The sequence below is a fragment of the Amphritea sp. HPY genome (genome assembly GCF_050870985.1).
Lineage (GTDB): Bacteria > Pseudomonadota > Gammaproteobacteria > Pseudomonadales > Balneatricaceae > Amphritea.
Genome location: NZ_CP194015.1, coordinates 4,666,458 through 4,683,495 on the forward strand (window position 1 = coordinate 4,666,458; position 17,038 = coordinate 4,683,495).

The 17,038-nt window shown below is 50.1% G+C and carries 12 protein-coding genes; 4 read left to right on the forward strand and 8 right to left on the reverse strand.

Features of this window, described 5'->3' with window-relative positions:
* From ACQUQM_RS20780 to ACQUQM_RS20805, 6 genes are all read right to left on the reverse strand, one after another.
* Positions 1-2,343, reverse strand: a complete 2,343-nt coding sequence (locus ACQUQM_RS20780; RefSeq protein WP_432471782.1) for a methyl-accepting chemotaxis protein — start codon at positions 2,341-2,343, stop codon at positions 1-3.
* 25 nt (positions 2,344-2,368) lie between these two features.
* Positions 2,369-2,890 carry a chemotaxis protein CheW gene (locus ACQUQM_RS20785; RefSeq protein ID WP_432471783.1) on the reverse strand — a complete coding sequence of 174 codons (522 nt, stop codon included), beginning with the start codon at positions 2,888-2,890 and terminating at the stop codon, positions 2,369-2,371.
* The gene (locus tag ACQUQM_RS20790) at positions 2,887-5,517 is read right to left on the reverse strand and encodes a chemotaxis protein CheW (protein ID WP_432471784.1); all 2,631 of its coding nucleotides are present in this window, start codon (positions 5,515-5,517) and stop codon (positions 2,887-2,889) included. Before ACQUQM_RS20790 ends, ACQUQM_RS20785 begins: the two co-directional genes overlap by 4 nt.
* A 4-nt stretch (positions 5,518-5,521) precedes the next feature.
* Positions 5,522-5,884, reverse strand: coding sequence for a response regulator (locus tag ACQUQM_RS20795; protein ID WP_432471785.1), 363 nt, complete (start codon positions 5,882-5,884; stop codon positions 5,522-5,524).
* A 13-nt stretch (positions 5,885-5,897) separates the two neighbouring features.
* Entirely contained in the window at positions 5,898-6,185 is a 288-nt protein-coding gene (locus ACQUQM_RS20800) for an STAS domain-containing protein (RefSeq protein ID WP_432471786.1), read from the reverse strand.
* 224 nt (positions 6,186-6,409) lie between these two features.
* A complete protein-coding gene (locus ACQUQM_RS20805; protein WP_432471787.1) occupies positions 6,410-7,150 on the reverse strand; it encodes a dienelactone hydrolase family protein in 741 nt (246 codons plus the stop codon).
* A gap of 197 nt (positions 7,151-7,347) precedes the next feature.
* On the opposite strand from ACQUQM_RS20805, the gene ACQUQM_RS20810 reads away from it, so the two are divergent.
* The 3 genes from ACQUQM_RS20810 to ACQUQM_RS20820 all read left to right on the forward strand — a co-directional run bounded on the left by ACQUQM_RS20810 (position 7,348) and on the right by ACQUQM_RS20820 (position 12,728).
* Positions 7,348-8,334, forward strand: coding sequence for a substrate-binding domain-containing protein (locus ACQUQM_RS20810; RefSeq protein WP_432471788.1), 987 nt, complete (start codon positions 7,348-7,350; stop codon positions 8,332-8,334).
* A gap of 31 nt (positions 8,335-8,365) precedes the next feature.
* Positions 8,366-11,218, forward strand: coding sequence for a bifunctional diguanylate cyclase/phosphodiesterase (locus ACQUQM_RS20815; protein ID WP_432471789.1), 2,853 nt, complete (start codon positions 8,366-8,368; stop codon positions 11,216-11,218).
* 166 nt (positions 11,219-11,384) lie between these two features.
* Positions 11,385-12,728, forward strand: a complete 1,344-nt coding sequence (locus ACQUQM_RS20820; RefSeq protein ID WP_432471790.1) for a spinster family MFS transporter — start codon at positions 11,385-11,387, stop codon at positions 12,726-12,728.
* A gap of 583 nt (positions 12,729-13,311) precedes the next feature.
* Here ACQUQM_RS20820 and ACQUQM_RS20825 read toward each other — a convergent pair.
* Positions 13,312-14,589 carry an MvaI/BcnI family restriction endonuclease gene (locus tag ACQUQM_RS20825; protein ID WP_432471791.1) on the reverse strand — a complete coding sequence of 426 codons (1,278 nt, stop codon included), beginning with the start codon at positions 14,587-14,589 and terminating at the stop codon, positions 13,312-13,314.
* Positions 14,590-14,791: 202 nt separating this feature from the next.
* Here ACQUQM_RS20825 and ACQUQM_RS20830 point away from each other — a divergent pair, with 202 nt between their 5' ends.
* On the forward strand, positions 14,792-16,384 hold the full coding sequence (locus ACQUQM_RS20830; RefSeq protein WP_432471792.1) for a DNA cytosine methyltransferase: 1,593 nt from the start codon (positions 14,792-14,794) through the stop codon (positions 16,382-16,384).
* Positions 16,385-16,441: 57 nt separating this feature from the next.
* Here ACQUQM_RS20830 and ACQUQM_RS20835 read toward each other — a convergent pair whose 3' ends face one another.
* A complete protein-coding gene (locus ACQUQM_RS20835; protein WP_432471793.1) occupies positions 16,442-16,843 on the reverse strand; it encodes a very short patch repair endonuclease in 402 nt (133 codons plus the stop codon).
* Positions 16,844-17,038: the final 195 nt, after the last annotated feature.

Consider the following 17,038-nt stretch of genomic DNA (forward strand, 5'->3'; position numbering starts at 1 on the left):
TCAGAACTCCTCCCAATTTTCATCGTCGGGCGATATCGTTGAGGCCGGTCTTGCGGTCTTGATAGGTTGCGCGGGGGTTGCTGCTGCCGACGTCAGGGCTCGGATCCGGTCCAGATCGTTGCGGGTATTGGCCGTGATATGCTGGTCTGTATTGGTACTATTTACCGAGAATACGCTAACCAGGCCCTGTAACTGATGGGCCTGATCTTTCAGCGAAGAAGATGCGGCGGCGACCTCCTCAACCAGCGCGGCATTTTGTTGCGTGCCTTCATCCATCTGGGTGACGGCAATATTCACTTCTTCAATGCCGATCGCCTGTTCCCGGCTGGCACCGGCAATTTCACTTATAATGTTGGAGACGTTTTTGATTGCGGCCATCATGGTTTCCAGCGCCTGGCCGGATTCATTGACGAACAGGCTACCCTCTTCAACCTTAGCGACACTGTCGTTGATCAGCTCTTTGATCTCTTTGGCTGCACCGGCACTGCGTTGTGCCAGGTTGCGTACTTCGGATGCCACTACCGCAAAGCCCCGCCCCTGTTCGCCGGCTCGTGCTGCCTCGACTGCTGCGTTCAGTGCCAGCAGGTTAGTCTGGAAGGCGATCTCATCGATCACGCTGATAATCTCTGCAATACGGCTGGAGCTGGAGCTGATATTGCCCATGGATACGACGACTTTATTGGAAATATCACTGCCTTTCCCGGCCAGTTCCAGCGCATTGCTGGCCAGTTTTCGTGCCTCTTCGGCATTGTCCGCGTTTTGTTTTACGGTGCTGGTCATCTGTTCCATGCTGGCGGCGGTTTCCTGCAGGCTGGCGGCCTGGGCTTCGGTGCGTTGACTCAGTGTGGCATTACCGCTGGCAATTTCGGTAGAGCCTGTGTTGATGTTGGTACCGGCGTTACGGATCTCACCGACCATACCTTCCAGGTTTAGTATTGAGCGGTTGAGTGCGTCGTTCAGTTTGGCGAATTCACCGTGGAAATCACCCTCCATCTGTTGCGTCAGATCACCTTCGGCAAGCGCTGAAAGTACCCGGGTTACTTCCCGCATCGGGGTAACTACTGCGTCCAGCATCTGGTTAACGCCGTTTGAGATATCTTTCATGAAACCGCTATAGAGTTCGCTCTCCAGGCGCTGATCCAGATTGCCGCGGCTGGCATTCTGTATCATCTGCTCGACTTCACTTTCGGCATTCAACTGATCGGTGATATCGGCCCATTCGACAACCGTACCGAGGCGATACCCCTGATCGTCGATTACCGGATTGGCGGTCAGTTCAAAGCGTCGCTGGCCCACTTTAATCCGGCCAACATGGGTGGTCTTAAGCGCCTCCAGCATCTTGCGCTGATGTTCCGGGTGCTTATGGAATATATCAATATTAGCACCGAGGATTTTGCTGGCGTCAAAGCTGGGCAACTGGGCCTGGATATCTGATTCAGCGATACTCATCATATTTAGCACCGCATCGTTGCAGTAGATGATATCGCCGTTGTTATCGGCCAGCATGACGTTGGATGATACGTTATCCAGTGCGACTTTAATGCGCTGTGCACGGCGGGCGGCTTCGTTGGCATCGTTGACCTCGAATCCAAGGCGGACGGCTAACATTTTGGCAATCCGGTTCAGTTCCCCCGTTTCGCCGGGCTCACCGATTGGAATCGGGGTCAGGTAGTCGCCTTCCGAGACATTCAGCATCTGGCGTTTGGTCGCAATAAGCGGCGCGATAACCTTGTTGCTGACAAAGTGACGGCTGCCCAACAGCATTACTGCAAATGCAATGATCGGTCCTGCCATCAGTGCAGCATCGGGAAGGCCGGAAAAATAGATGGCCAGATTGATCAGCACCGCGGCTCCGGCACCGCTCAGGGCGTATTGGTTGAGCATACCGCCAAGATTGCTACTAGGAATCTGAGCCGGGCTGGGCAGGCTTGCTTCACCATTGTTGAGTTCACGGTACAGCGCTATCGCCTGCTCGATCTCTTCCTGAGAAGCGCGGGTACGCACCGACATATACTCTATAATCTCACCGTTGCGGAAAACCGGAGTGACGTTAGCTTTTACCCAGTAATAGTCGCCATTCTTGCAGCGGTTCTTCACCAGTTTGGACCAGGGCCGACCAAGCTTGAGGGTTTCCCATAGATCCTTGAACGCGGCTGGTGGCATGTCCGGATGGCGGACAACGTTATGGCTCTTATCTACCAGTTCATCATAGCTGAAACCGCTGACCTCGATGAATGCCGGATTCGCATAAGTAATAATGCCTTTCAGGTTAGTCTTAGTGACAAGTTCCTGATTGTCAGTGAGTTTTACTTCGCGATCGGTAACCGGTTCATTGATCTTCATTGTCGTTCCTCCACCTGCGCCAGCGTTATACTTCCAAATCCGTGGGTATCGTGACCGCCAGTTCATCTGAATTCATTAGTTCGTCGATATCGATCAGTACGATCATGCGTTGTTCCTGTGCCACCAGGCCGGTAATAAATTCCGGATTAATTACACCGCCAAGCTGGGGCGCTGACTGGATCTGGTCGATGGGAAGGGTATAGGTTTCGGCCACGGCATCGACGATAATTCCCATGATTCGCTCATTGTTGCCGCTCAGGACATTGATAACGATAACGACCGTTGTCGGCCCGTACTCGACCAGTGGCAGGCCAAAGCGTTGCCGCAGATCGATCACCGGAATGATCGCACCGCGCAGATTCAATACACCTTTAAGGTAGTCCGGCATATCCGGAACCCGGGTAACAGGTATCCAGCCGCGGACTTCCTGAACCCGTAAAATATCGATGCCGTATTCTTCATTATCCAGCAGGAAACTAAGGTACTGCTGGCCATCAGTATTCTGCTCAAGGGAATCTCCCTGGGCCTGCCAATCCTGTGCCGTCATGCACTACTCTCCTGCTTCTGTGTTCTTAAAATACTATTTCGTTTGATGGCTGACTGGGCCAGAGAATGGTCCAGGCCCCGTTTCATTAATCCGGCAATATCCAGAATCAGGGCGACGCTGCCATCGCCCAGAATAGTGGCGCCGGTTAAGCCTTCGATGCGCTTGAAATTGACTTCCAGGCTTTTGATCACAACCTGTTGCTGACCATATAGCTCATCCACAATCAGTCCGGTTTTGTGACCGCCGTTCTCGACAATTGCTACCAGCAACGCCTCCTGCCCGGAGTCATTGTCAGCTGAGGGCAGGTTAAACAAGGTGCGCAGGTTGATCAGGGGAATATATTCGTCACGGAACAGCAGCAGATTATTTTCCCCGGCCATCGGGCTAAGGTCTTTGCTGCGGGCCTGAATTGTTTCGACAATGCTGATCAATGGAATAATGTAGGTTTCCTTATCCAGGCGAACCAGCTGCCCATCCATGATTGCCAGCGTCAGTGGCAGCCGCACGCTGATTTTAGTGCCTTTACCCGATTTAGAGCTGAGGCGAATGTTGCCGCCCAGCGATTCAATATTGCGGCGTACCACATCCATGCCGACGCCGCGCCCCGACAGGTCGCTGACCTGTTCGGCGGTGGAAAAACCGGGGCGAAAGATAAGTTCATTAATCTCACTGTCAGAGAGTTGTTGCTCTGCAGTAATCAGACCGTTGCTGATCGCTTTCTCATAGATCACTTTGCTGTTCAGGCCGCGGCCGTCGTCTTCGATATCAATAACAAAGAAACCGCCCTGATGGTATGCGCTGAGCTTTAGCGTACCGGTGGCAGGCTTGCCTGCTGCTTTTCGATCTTCGGCTGTCTCCAGGCCGTGATCCAGTGAGTTACGGATCAGATGAACCAATGGATCCCCGATCTTCTCCATTACGGTTTTATCGATCTCGGTCTGTTCTCCTGAAATTTTCAGTTCGACCTGTTTGCCCAGTTTCGAACTGACATCATGAACCAGCCGGGGAAAACGGTTGAATACAAAGCTGATCGGGAACATCCGGACCCGCATCACGTCTTCCTGAAGATCCCGGGTATTGCGCTCCAGCTGTTCCAGTCCGGCCTTGAGTCGCTCGACATCGATACCCGCTATTTCGGCCAGATCTGCGCCGATCTGGCCCAGCATCGCCTGGGTTATTACCAGTTCGCCAACCCGGTTGAGCAGGGTATCGATCTTATCTGTATCGACCCGTACCGAGCTGCTTTCCGACGCGTTCTTGCGCGGCGTCTGACTGTTGCTGCCAGTGCCGGTGGTTTTCGGTGTGCTGGCGGGTGTTGAGGTTGATTCCCGAGCGGTCGCAGGTTCGGATCTAACGGCTGTTATCTCCGGGCTCGGCTCAGGAATCGGTGCGCTTGCCTCCGCTGTATCTGATACCGCTTCAGCAACAGCGGTTATCGGTTCCTGTACTGACTGTGCAGAGGAGTCTTCAGAAGATTGTTGATCAGAGTTTGTCAGAGCGTGAATAGTCAGCTGGCACTCACCTTCTACCCATTCAAAAACCTCTTCGATCTGCTCCCGGCTGCATTCTGAGGTCAGTATCAGATCCCAGCTGAGGTAGAGTTGTTCGGGCTGCAGAGCGTCCAGCTGTGGCAGTGTGCCGGTGTCAGCTGTTATCTCAAGCTTGCCCAGCTCGGCCAGCGCTTCAAGCATAAAACCGGGTTCGTGTCCGGCCTGGAGTAATCCCGGGACAGGGATGAAACTGATCTGCCAGCGATTGTCGGTCTGTGGGGTATTACTATTACAGCGCTGAATGTTCAGCGTGCATTGGTCTTCGGCCCATTCGAAAACTTCCCTGATAGCATCTTCGCTGCAATCGGATTCAAGCTTCAGTTGCCAGCTCAGGTATATCAGTTCCGGGTCAAACTGCTCAATGTCATCCAGTTGAGTGGTATCCACCAGAGTGTGCAGAGTACCCAGTTCAGCCAGTGCTTCAAATAGGAATGCCGGCTCATGGCCCTGCTGTAATAGCTCCGGCACTGGTGCAAAATCGATCTGCCAGTAGTCGGACTCTGCGCTAACAGTATCCTGGACGGGTTGTGGAGTGACGTTTGCTTCTGGTGCCTGTTCCACTGTTTGTGGGACTTCTGTTTCAGAAGAGCCTGTTTCAGGAAGGTCTGTTTCAGGAGAGTCTGCATGATGTGCATCGGTCAGATGCGCTGCTATCTCTGAGTCTTGTACCACTGGCTGCTCGGCGACAGGGGTCTCACCATTAATAGCTTGCTGTACCCGTGTCTGCAGCTGGTCGACCTGCTCCGTCGGCGCTGCTGAACCGTCTTGCGAGGAGACCAGCAACAGGCGTATGCAGTCGACAGATTCGAGCAGCAGGTTGATCAGTTCCGGAGATATTTCAAGCTGATCATTACGCAGCTTATCCAGTAGCGTTTCTACGCCGTGGGTAAATTCGGCGATGGCATCAAAACCGAAAGTCCCTGCACCGCCTTTGATCGAGTGAGCCGCGCGAAATATGGTATTGATCGTTTCCGGATCACTATCGTCCAGATTGAGCAGGCTGGACTCCATAATATCCAGACCTTCGTAGCTCTCTTCCAGAAAGATGCTGATGAATTGGGAGAGATCGATGCTCATATGGCTACCTTACAACCCGTTTTATGGTGCTTAGCAGCTTTTCAGGATTAAACGGTTTAACCAGCCAGCCAGTTGCTCCGGCGGCTTTGCCTTTTTGTTTCATCTCGGTGGAGCTATCGGTGGTTAGCATCAGCACCGGCGTGAAGCGGGCAGAGGGTAGCTTTTTAAGTGCGGTGCAGAAAGTAATGCCATCCATTACCGGCATATTGACGTCTGCCAGCACCAGATCGAAACGGGATTGTTTTGCTAAATCCAATGCCAGCTGACCGTTTTCAGCTTCGCTAACCTGATAGCCTGCCTGCTTCAGGGTAAAAACGACCATGCTTCGGAGCGAGGCAGAGTCATCGACAACTAATATATTTGCCACAGGCATTCTCCCGTTACTTCTGAGAGGCGTTAAACAGCAATTGATCGAGGCCCAGTTGTTGGGCTGTCGTCTTTAAATTGTCTGATACTGACAGCCAGTTAATATTGACGCCTGAGTCCCGGGCGGTATTTGAAAAAACAGTGAGCAGCTGAACCGCTGCGGTATCTAAGCGGGAAAGGTCTGAGGCATCGATATCGATGCCTGATGCCTGTTGCAACAGGTCGCTGAGTTCTGAGTGCCATTGGCTGATATTGGCAATAGAGATCTCTTCCGGCAACATCAGTGTTTTGTCTGTCGTCATGGTCACCCCCCAGTGGTCATAAATACCTGCTGAACAGCCATATAACCGGATGCAATTGCGCTGCAGAAGCTTTTATAGCTCACTGGAATTTGGCTGAGATATTGAGTTAAGTCAAAGGATTGAAGGCTGGGGGGTGCCCATATTGGGGGGTGAGCCTTTTTATTCTCCGCCACCGGACCGGGTGTCGAAACCGGTTCTGTTGGCGGAGAATGTCAGACCGCTGATTACTCGGCAGTCACAGTGGATAGGAATGTACTAAAGCGTTGCCAGGACTTTTGATCGGCATCCTGGCGGTAGCGATCACTGCCGAACACTGTAAATGCGTGGGGAGCACCGCTATAGGTGATCATTTCATGACTGATACCGTTACTCTCCAGTTCGGTGGCAAGACCAGCAAACTGATCCATTGTGATAGCGGAGTCGGCGCTACCATGCATGATCAGTATTTTGCCTGACGTTTCGCTGTAATCCTGGCCCTGCGGTGTGGCCAGACCGCCATGAAAAGTGGCGAAACCTTTGAGCGGCATGCCTGATCGGGCCAGTTCCAGTACCGCAGCACCGCCGAAGCAGTAGCCCATGGCAACGCTGTTATTGGTGTTGGCACCCAGTCGCCGGGCTTCCCTGAACGCTGCCAGCATCAGGTTGCGTAGCTTCTTGCGGTCCTTATAAAGTTCACCGGTATGCTGGCGTTTATCTTCCAGCTTTGTAGGTCGTACGCCGTGACCAAACAGGTCTGCGGCGAACACCGCGTAGCCCATCTGTGCCAGCATATCAGCACGTTTAATCTCGTAATCGGTCAGGCCATCCCAGTCGTGTATCAATAATACCAATGGAGCATTTTTTGAAGTGGAAACGTAATATCCCTGATAGAACTCACCATCTACCTGATAGAGAACATGATTGTCAGACGCGTGAGCAGAAGAGGGGAATAAACAGCATAAAATAAAAAGCAGAGTCTGTTCCATGACAGCCTCCTGTTGGTAGTTGTTGCATATTGTTTAAGTGTAGTTTGCTTACTAGAGTTTCGGCTGCCTTTAATCAAGATCCCCAAAATGGCGTATACCGACAATGTGGCCAGATATTCGTGTGGTACATTGGGTTGGTCAAGGTTTTTTTATATAGCCTGTATTGATATGTAATTTCTGCGCACCGGGAGATATAGATGTTATCTTTACTGAGGATTAAACGCCTGTTCTGGCTCATCCCAACCCTGTTTTCTTTGGTTGTACTAAGCGCTTGCTCCGAATCTGGGCCCGTTGCCGGTAAACAGAACCAGCCTGCTGCGATGGCAGAGGAAAAGGAAGTTATCGCCCTGGTAATGAAGACCCTGACTAATCCATTCTTTATTGAGATGGAGCGGGGAGCACGTGATGCTGAACGGGAGCTTGGGGTGAGGCTGGTGGTGAAAACCGCGGCCCAGGAGACATCGATTCAACAGCAGATAGGCATAGTTGAAGATCTGATCCGGGATCAGGTTGATGCGATCGTTATTGCGCCCGGCGATTCGGTTGAACTGGTGCCGGTGCTTAAGCGGGCTCAGGATGCAGGGGTTGTCGTAATTAATATCGATAACCGGTTGGATCAGGAGTTTTCCCGAGTGTCCGGGCTAACCGACGTACCGTTTATCAGCGTGGATAATGAGCAAGGGGCCTATACCGTGGTACAGGCGTTGACCCGGCCGATGACCGTACCTACCCAGATCGCAATTCTGGAAGGCATCCGGGAAGCGGGCAATGCGATAGAGCGGAAGAACGGCGCTTTAAGAGCGATCAGGTCTCAGCCACTGGCTGAACTGGTGGCGCAGGAAACCGCGCACTGGAAAATTGATGAAGCCTATGACGTGACCCGTCAGATGTTTGAACAGCACCCGCAGATCAAAGCCCTGTTCTGTGCCAACGATATGATGGCTCTGGGGGCGGTTCAATACCTGCAGGAAACCGGCCGACAGGATGTCAAAGTAGCGGGTTATGATGCCCTTGAACAGGCTCTTACCGCGGTTAAAGAGGGATCTATGGTTGCGACTATCGATCAACAGGCTGCCGAGCAGGGATACCAGGGTGTGTTGTTTGCCCACCGGGCTTTACATGGCGAACGTCAGCCCGCGGTTGTGCTGATCGATACCCGTCTGGTGACCGCTGATTCTTTGTAAAAGTTTTTCTTAGCCTGATAGTTGTAGATATATGATCAGACCACAGAAAAAAATCATCATTAAATATCTCAGTTTTCTGATGTGTATCGCGATAATTCCTATGTTGCTGATAGGTTATTTCTCTTATCAGACCTCCAGCAATACCCTGCAGCGATCTGAGGATCAATTCGTTCGTACGCTGTTGAACAGTCAATCTGAACGGTTGGATCAGCAATTGGGACAGGTCGAAAGCCTGATTGCCAATATCGCCGGTGTGGAGGAAATTACACGGGTACTGGACGACATAAATTCACCGACTAACACCTATACCCGGCTGGCGACTCAGGCCCGCATCGGCTATATCCTGAACGGCTATCTGAATCTGCAAGGATTGGTCTCTATCGATATATTTACCGAAGGTGGTGCCCATTATCATGTCGGTGATAGCCTGGATATTGAGGAGATCAACACAACGGTACGTGACCGGATTCGGGAGGCTGCCATGATTTCTGGCCAGCAGGTATATTGGGCTGGCGTGCAGCCTAATGTGAGCAAGGCATCAAGTTATAAAAAGGTTCTCACTGCGGCCCGTGTTTTCAACACTATTGATCGTGAAACCATGCGACAACGGCCAACCGCAATGCTTATGGTCAACTACAGTCTGGAGTATCTGGCGCAGCAGTTCGCGCAGTTTGAATTGATGGCGGGTAGCCAGTTAGTGCTGCTGGATCAGACCGGAAATATCATTTACAGCAACCAAACGACTCGGGTAGGACAGCCTGCCGAAGGTATTTTTGAACATCTTCTGCAGACCGACATTAAGGGGGATGGGCTAACCTGGAACCAGCAACGTTTTCTGGTGCGGGACCGGCCGATGGCAAAGTATGGCTGGCATCTGATCAGTGTCATACCGGAAGAGAGCTTGTTGGCCGGGGCTAAAAATATCCGTGAGGTCACGCTGTTGCTGTTGCTCATCGGATTTATGATGGTTGCGCTGGTGGCCTGGTATTTTAACCGGAATATACTCACCCCGATTCGCGCGATTATTGATGGCTATAAACAGCTGCAGGCTAATGCCTTTGATCCCGAACGACGTCTTACTGTCCGTAGCAGTGATGAAGTGGGCGAGCTGGTTAAAGGATTTAACAGCTTTCTAGATAACCTCGCTGCCCAGAAAGCTTCTGCGGCGGCTCTGATAGAAAGTGAACGGCGCTACGAGCTGGTGGTTAATGCCTCCCGTGAGGGGTTGTGGGACTGGAACCTGAAAACCAATAGCTTATATCTGTCACCGCGTTTTTTGACCCTGATCGGGTTAGATTCCAGTGTTGATTTTTTAAGTGACAGGACCGAGAGCTGGTTTGACCTGATTCATCCGGATGATCTGGAAATAGTGCAGCAGGAGGTCGATCAGCATATCTGCGGCAATAGCCCGCATTTCGAATGTGAGTATCGTCTGCGGCATAATGACGGTAGCTATCTTTGGGTGTTATCCCACGGTCTGGCTGAACGGGACTCAACAAATCAAGCGATTCGGATGGCAGGCTCCCTTTCTGATATCAGTGACCGCAAAGAAGCCGAACATCAGCTGCGCCATGATGCATTCCACGATAACCTGACCGGCCTGAGTAACCGCTTCTGGTTTGTCAGTTATCTGGAGAAAAAACTGAACCATATCAGCCGGCATAGTGAAGAAGTCTTTGCGGTGCTGTTCCTTGATCTCGACCAGTTTAAACTGACCAACGATATTCTGGGTCATGCTGCCGGTGATAAATTACTGATTCAGGTCGCCGGACGCCTGCAGGATTGCCTGCGCAGTAGCGATCTGTTGGCCCGGTTTGGAGGGGATGAATTCGTTATCTTGCTGGAGCACAGCGAGGACTTCCACTATATCAACGTAGCAGAGCGGATTATTGAAGCCCTGGCCAGGCCGTTTCAGATTAATGGTCAGGAAATCATGTCCGGAGCCAGTATCGGTATCACCCTGAGTATCTCCGGCTATACCGATCCGGATGAGATGCTGAGGGATGCGGATATAGCGATGTATCAGGCGAAACTGTCTGATAAGCAACGCTATATGCTGTTTGATGAGAATATGCGCAAGCTCTTGCTGACTCGTACCTCACTGGAACAGGACCTGAAAGAAGCGCTCGCGGCGAATCAGCTGGAACTGCATTACCAACCGATTATCGCGCTGGCGGATGGCAGTCTGGCAGGCTGTGAAGCTTTACTTCGCTGGCGACATAAGAGCCGGGGTATGGTCAGCCCTGATGAATTTATTGCGGTCGCCGAAACCAGCAACCTGATCAACAGTCTGGGGCAGTGGGTGCTGGAAACGGCGTGCAAGCAGATACAGCTCTGGCGGCAGTTGCCTGGGCTGGATGACTTCCGCTTGTCGATCAACCTGTCGGCACGGCAGTTTCATGATGAGCAGTTTCTCCAGGGGCTGCCGCAGACCCTGGCAGACTTTGATATCGACTGTACTGATCTGGCATTTGAAATTACCGAAACCGCCATTATCAGAGATAACAAACTAGCGGCGCGGGTTATCGGGGAGTTTAAGAAGATGGGTATAAAAGTACATCTGGATGACTTCGGTACCGGCTTTTCGTCCCTCAGCCATCTGTCAGATTTTCCGATTGATCAGATCAAAATTGACCGCTCATTCGTGATGCAATGTATCGAACACAAAAAACATGACCGGGTGGTGCGGGGTATTCTGAATATGGCTCAGGAGCTGGGTATCCACTGCACAGCCGAAGGCATTGAAACCCCGGAGCAGCTGCAGTTGCTACAGGAAAATGGCTGTGAGTATGGTCAGGGCTATCTGTTTGCCAGGCCGATGCCGGCACCAGAGATGGAGCGGGTGATTAAAAACTATCAACCGGCTTGCGTGGAGGAGGTTTAGAGGTAAGAGGGAATAAGTATTAGTTTAACCGTTGTCGTTCAATTCAATCTTACCGGGTATCGGTTCAATTTCGCATTTGGTCTGAATGGACGATGTCACGGAGCCAGGGAAGGCCGAGGATCAGAACATACAATATGTTGATCCTGTTGAAATAAGGAGAAAGGTCGTGGCAACAGCAAACAGTACTGGCCGGTGGGGTAATCTGCATGCGCACTATGCATTGCTGATGCTCGCGATTATATATGTCTTCAACTACATAGACCGGCTGGTTATCTCGATCCTGATCGAGCCGATTAAGTCTGAGTTTGGTATTACAGATACTCAGGTTGGTCTGTTATCAGGCGTCGCCTTTGCAATTTTCTATACCGCGTTCGGTTTTCCTCTTGGCCGGTTATCCGACAAAATCGGGCGCAAGCCGGTAATTGCCCTGGCCTGCATCGCCTGGAGTGCTATGACCATGCTTTGTGGCGTCGCAACCAGTTTCGCCATGTTGCTGTTGTTCCGCATCGGCGTTGCTGTTGGTGAAGCGGGGGGCACAGCGCCCTCAGTGGCGATGGTGTCAGATCTGTATCCACCGGAGAAGCGTTCCCGTGCCCTGTCCGTATTTCTGATGGGACCCAGTCTGGGCGCCCTGATCGGATTAGGCCTGGGTGGCTGGATCGCGCAGACCTACGGCTGGCGTACCGCCTTTATCGCGATAGGTGCACCCGGGGTCATACTGGGTTTGATATTTATGCTCACCGTAAAAGCACCCACACTGGTCCGCTCTGCTTCAACAGACGCAGGGCAAAACTGGCGGGCAACGCTGAGCTCGATACTGGAGACCCCCGCGTTCCTGCTGATCGTTGCTGCAGGCACCTCGGCAGCCGTGATGGGCTATGCCATCGGCACCTGGAATCCCAGCTTTCTGATCCGTTCTCACGAGCTTACCCTGCAACAGGCCGGGCTGCTGGTAGGTGTTGGCGGTGGTATTACGGCAACTATCGGCACCCTGATGTGTGGTGCTGTTACCGACCGTCTCGCGGCCCGTGATCCCGGCTGGCAGCTGGGCATTCCGCTGATCGCCTGTCTGGTGAGTATTCCATTTGGTCTGGGTTTCTATCTCTGGCCCACGGGAATCGCGTTCCATGCCGGCTCTATACCCGTTCCGCAAGCCTATCTTTTCTATCTGGGATTCAGCTTCTTCGCCACCTGGTGGGCGGTGCCTTGTTTCGGCGCCATCAGTCATCTGTTTCCGGCCAATAAACTGGCACAGGCCTCTTCGCTGTTCGTTATGGCGATGACCCTGCTTGGCGTGGGGCTGGGGCCGATCCTCGTCGGTGGCATCAGCGATTACCTGAGTGCCAGTATTGGTAGCGAAGCCCTGCGTTACGCGCTGGCCAGCTCGGTAGGCTTGTATGTAGTTACATCGCTCTGTTTGCTGGTGGCCTTGCCGCGCTATCGGCGTCAGCAGCTGGCTGTGTCGAAGCAAACTGAGGATGCCGTTAACGCAGAAGCTGAAATGGCCTGAATGGTACGGACAGGTCCTGCTTCCCGCTTGTGCTTTGAGTAGAGCCGTCAACAGAGCTGAGAGCAGGGCTTCGAATTGAGCAGCGAATGGCAACAATTAAGCTATTGGCTGGTCAGTTCGGGGTTTCTGACTGATAAAAGGCATAGCTGAACAGCAGAAAATTGAATCACAGCACAACAATTGCGCTAGTCAGACGGTATAGATCAGGAGAGATTAAGTCATTCAGGGAAGGATAACGAATACCGGTTACCCGACAGCCAGGACGATGTTCCCAGTGCCAGTGTAACCGGTGTTGCCCCGTTATTATTTTTATTAGAGGCGGTGTTGTTCACTTCGGGTCGCAGTTATTTTTATTTTGACCGTTGCTTACAAATTTTTTGTTGTTGTTATTATTATTTTTGTTGTTATTGATCTATATAGAGCAGGTGACGTGCCAGAAGTGATAAGTTGTTGATTTTTAACGGTATGTCATTTTGTTGTTACCCGGTGTGCGATCCAGAATGGTGCAAGTGTTACCTTCTGACCCAAAAGGGGTAACAGTTAGTTGGGTCGGAAGGTAACGTTGGGTGTTTTGTTACCCTGATTATGAAGTCAACTTGTAGGTTGCTTGTTCAGGAAACAATAGGGGAAAAGCTTCAGGCCTAATTTTAAATAAAGGTCCTTTTTCAGAAACCCTACCTTTAGGATTTCGCTTAATTAGGTGGTCAAGGGTGATATCTCCCCGCTCTAGCAGAAGATCAAATGCTGAGGCGATAGGTTTTCTGGTATGAAGGATTTTTGTATATGAGAAGCACTCAACACCTTGTTCTATTTCGCTTTTAGCTTCTATCCAAAACGTTTCGTTATGTTTCTCGAGGAGTTGTTTACGTAGCTCTTTAAGTGACCAGCATGCAAATTCACCACATTCGTTATTGGATGAATGTTCTGTGAGCAGCCCGTTATCATAATCGATAGCTAGGCTTAGACCTTGGCTATTGATTGTTTGGGTCGATACTGTGCAATAGAGCTTGAAGTCAGCTCCAGATTCATAGCCAAAGTGACTGAGAATTTCCCGACTACTCTTGAATTTACTGATTTCCCAGTTTGGGACCTTGGCAAAAAGCGTTTTTCTATTCTTATCCTTTCCACTGTTATTCTTTCTGTAACTTTTAAGCTCAATGCCTTTGTAATCGGGAGATTTTGAGCTGTTGGCTGCAATTCCTAATGCGGTTTCCAAAGTGAAGCCTACAGCAGTATCACCGTGACGAACTGTCCTGATTGGTCCAATAGCTGCAATTTTCTTAAGCTTATGTAATAGCTCTTTCGAAGTTTCGGTTGTGTCTGCTCGTTTCCTGCTTAAAATTTCATTTAATGCATTTGGGGTAGAGACTTGTTCAAATAAGTCTAGGCATCTAGGCGAGGGTTGTTCACATGCTTTATTGCGGGGATGGGTTCTTGAAATCTCATTTGTGAAAGTAAGATCCAACTCAATTGCTTCTTGAGTGATATTTAGTACGTAAATATGATTCTGTAGGTTAAATGTTGCGATGATATCTTTTGGCGTAGCGTGATTATTTAGCCCATAAATCCAAACTCTGGGGTCGCCTTTTTTTGTCTCAGGACGATAGAGAGACATTTTTGTTTTATATGAGCTCAAGCGGGTTAGGATCGTTGCGGGAATGACCTCTTTATATGACGGTCCTTGCTTCTGGTTGCCAAAGTCGTGTATGTCCTGTTCAAGCAAGTAGTTTCGGAATGGTATTGTGGCATCCATAATCCCTTTCTTTAGTCCCGTTTCCGTGACTTCAAGTAAAGATGTTTCGATGGATGCGTTGATAAGTAATTGAATTCTAGATCTTTCTATTTCCGTAAGGCGGCGCATATTATTCCATTAATCTATTCAACTGAATGTATCGATGATATTTGAGTCGTTGGTCTAAGTGAATGACTTACGTGCTACAAGATGCTCAGTTTGGTGAGGCGCATTCTTCAGCTAAAGAGGATAATTAGCCTGGACTTTTACAGGCGTCTGGATTAGAATAAATCCTTCAGAATTTTATCTATTGAAAGTAGAAAGGCCGACATTGAATCATATTGAGCTTTTTGCAGGTTGCGGTGGCCTAACTCTAGGGCTAGAAGCAGCTGGTTTCGAACTAGTAATGGCTAATGAGCTATCCCCAATGGCGGGAGAGACATTCGCGTACAACTTTTTCGGAGAAAACTTGAGTGCCATTGCTGATGGTACTGAGGAAATTGATGGCCAATTGAGGGTTAAGTGGCTGAGTAGCCAGTTTCAACTGGCCGATATGAAAAGCCGCATGCGGGAAAATCCTCGTGAATTCAAGCCGTTAGGTGATGGAATTTGCGACTTTAAAATGACAGAAGAGTTGAATGGAAGCCTTGTCATAGGAAGTATTGTTGAGCTGAACAAGTGGCTACAGTCTAGCCCAACTGGACAGGATAAGATTCGTGACGGTTTTGGGCGAGGAGGGGTCGACCTAGTTTCAGGCGGCCCTCCTTGTCAAAGCTTTAGTATGGCGGGATTACGTCAGAGGTCTAATGATAGGAATTCACTGCCATGGGAATTTGCTCGTTTTGTTGAGGTCGTTCAACCCCGTGTAGCAATGCTTGAGAATGTGACTGGCATCCTACGTGCTTTCACCGAGAATGGTGAAAGTTTCCATGCATGGTTTGAAGTTGCGAAGGCGTTTGCTGAGATTAACTACGTGCCATTGTGCTTGCACGTAAATGCTAAGCTAGCGGGGGTGGCTCAGAACCGTCCTCGCTTTATCATGATTGCTGTACGCCATGACGTATTTCAAAGCTTACAACCTACATTTGATGGTGTGGAGAATGACTTATTCACTCCGTCTTATACTTTCTTTCGTGACCTCACCAAAGGGAAGCCAACCCCTTACGGTTCATTGCCATATTTTGATGTTGTAAATGCCAGCCATTTCTCTTTATACGAGAAGTCTTTCTTAAGTCCTCTTGTTAACTATAGTGATAACCTTCGCTCTGTACGTGATGCTATTGATGATCTTAAGAAAAACAAGCCTGTAGAGCCTTCTCAGTATGTTGAGCAGATTAATAGCGTGTTCAGCAGGCATATCCAGAACGATGATATGCTGAACCATGAGCTCCGCCAAAATGGTAAACACGTCCAACGTCGCTTCCGTATATATCAAATACTTCAGTTGCTGGATAAGCCAATACAGAAAGAAGTGCGAAAATTCCTTAAAGGCGATATCGATACGCTTAGTACAGACTATGCCATTAAGCTTTTGGAAAATGACTACTTAACTGAGGATGATAGCTTTAAATTCTTTGAAAGCCAGCAAGAGTTGGAATGCTACCTTCGACAGCATCAAACGAAGAAGCAGACGCAGAAAGCCTTGAATGCGGACTCCCCAGCACCAGCAGCCCTTTCTATCCCCGATGATGCATGCCATTACGACCATGGTGAACTGCGTACGTTGTCAGTTCGTGAGATGGCTCGTATCCAGTCCTTTCCGGATGGCTTTGCTTTGCGCTCCAAAGTAACAACTGGTGGGCAGATGCGGAAGTTTGAGGTGCCACAGTACACACAAGTAGGCAATGCTGTACCGCCACTACTAGGCCGAGCACTGGGGCTTGTAGTTTCAGGGTTACTAGGAAGGCTAGACGCTGATAATTAACAGGTGTTAGATAGCCTAAAATGTGCTTCAAGCGAAACATATGGTATGAGTAGCGGGCTACAGCAGCTTCTCAAGTCTATTTTGAAGTTTTGCAGGGTTATCTAACTCACACTCCCAAATAACCTCTACACGCCACCCCATATCTCGCAGGTCGTGCTCGTTTCTCTTATCTCTTAACTTGTTAGCCTTAAACTTTTCCGACCAATACTTACTATTGGTTTTTGGTTTAGATGCCAGGTAGCAACCTTGATGCTGATGCCAAAAACAACCATTTACAAAAATGCAAAGTTTCCTGCCAGGTAGAACGATATCCGGCTTTCCTGGTAGGTCCTTCCTGTGAAGCCTGAAGCGAGCCCCCATCGCATGCAGCATCCGGCGAATGTCTAACTCAGGTTTAGTATCCTTACTCTTGTTGGCTTGCATGATCCGACGGCGTACATCGTCTGTGATTTCTGCCATGGTGAAGCTTTCAATGTTTTTGGTGCTTAAACTATAGCCTGTAGTTGGTATAACTAAACTGAGTCATAAGTTAGCACCGGAGGCCTCAGGGTAGCATCGCCCCAATCGAACACATTCTCCGTTCAATAAAGGAGTCACCATCTAAATATACTTCTTTTGTCTGGCGGATGAATTACTAGAAAACCCATTGATCGT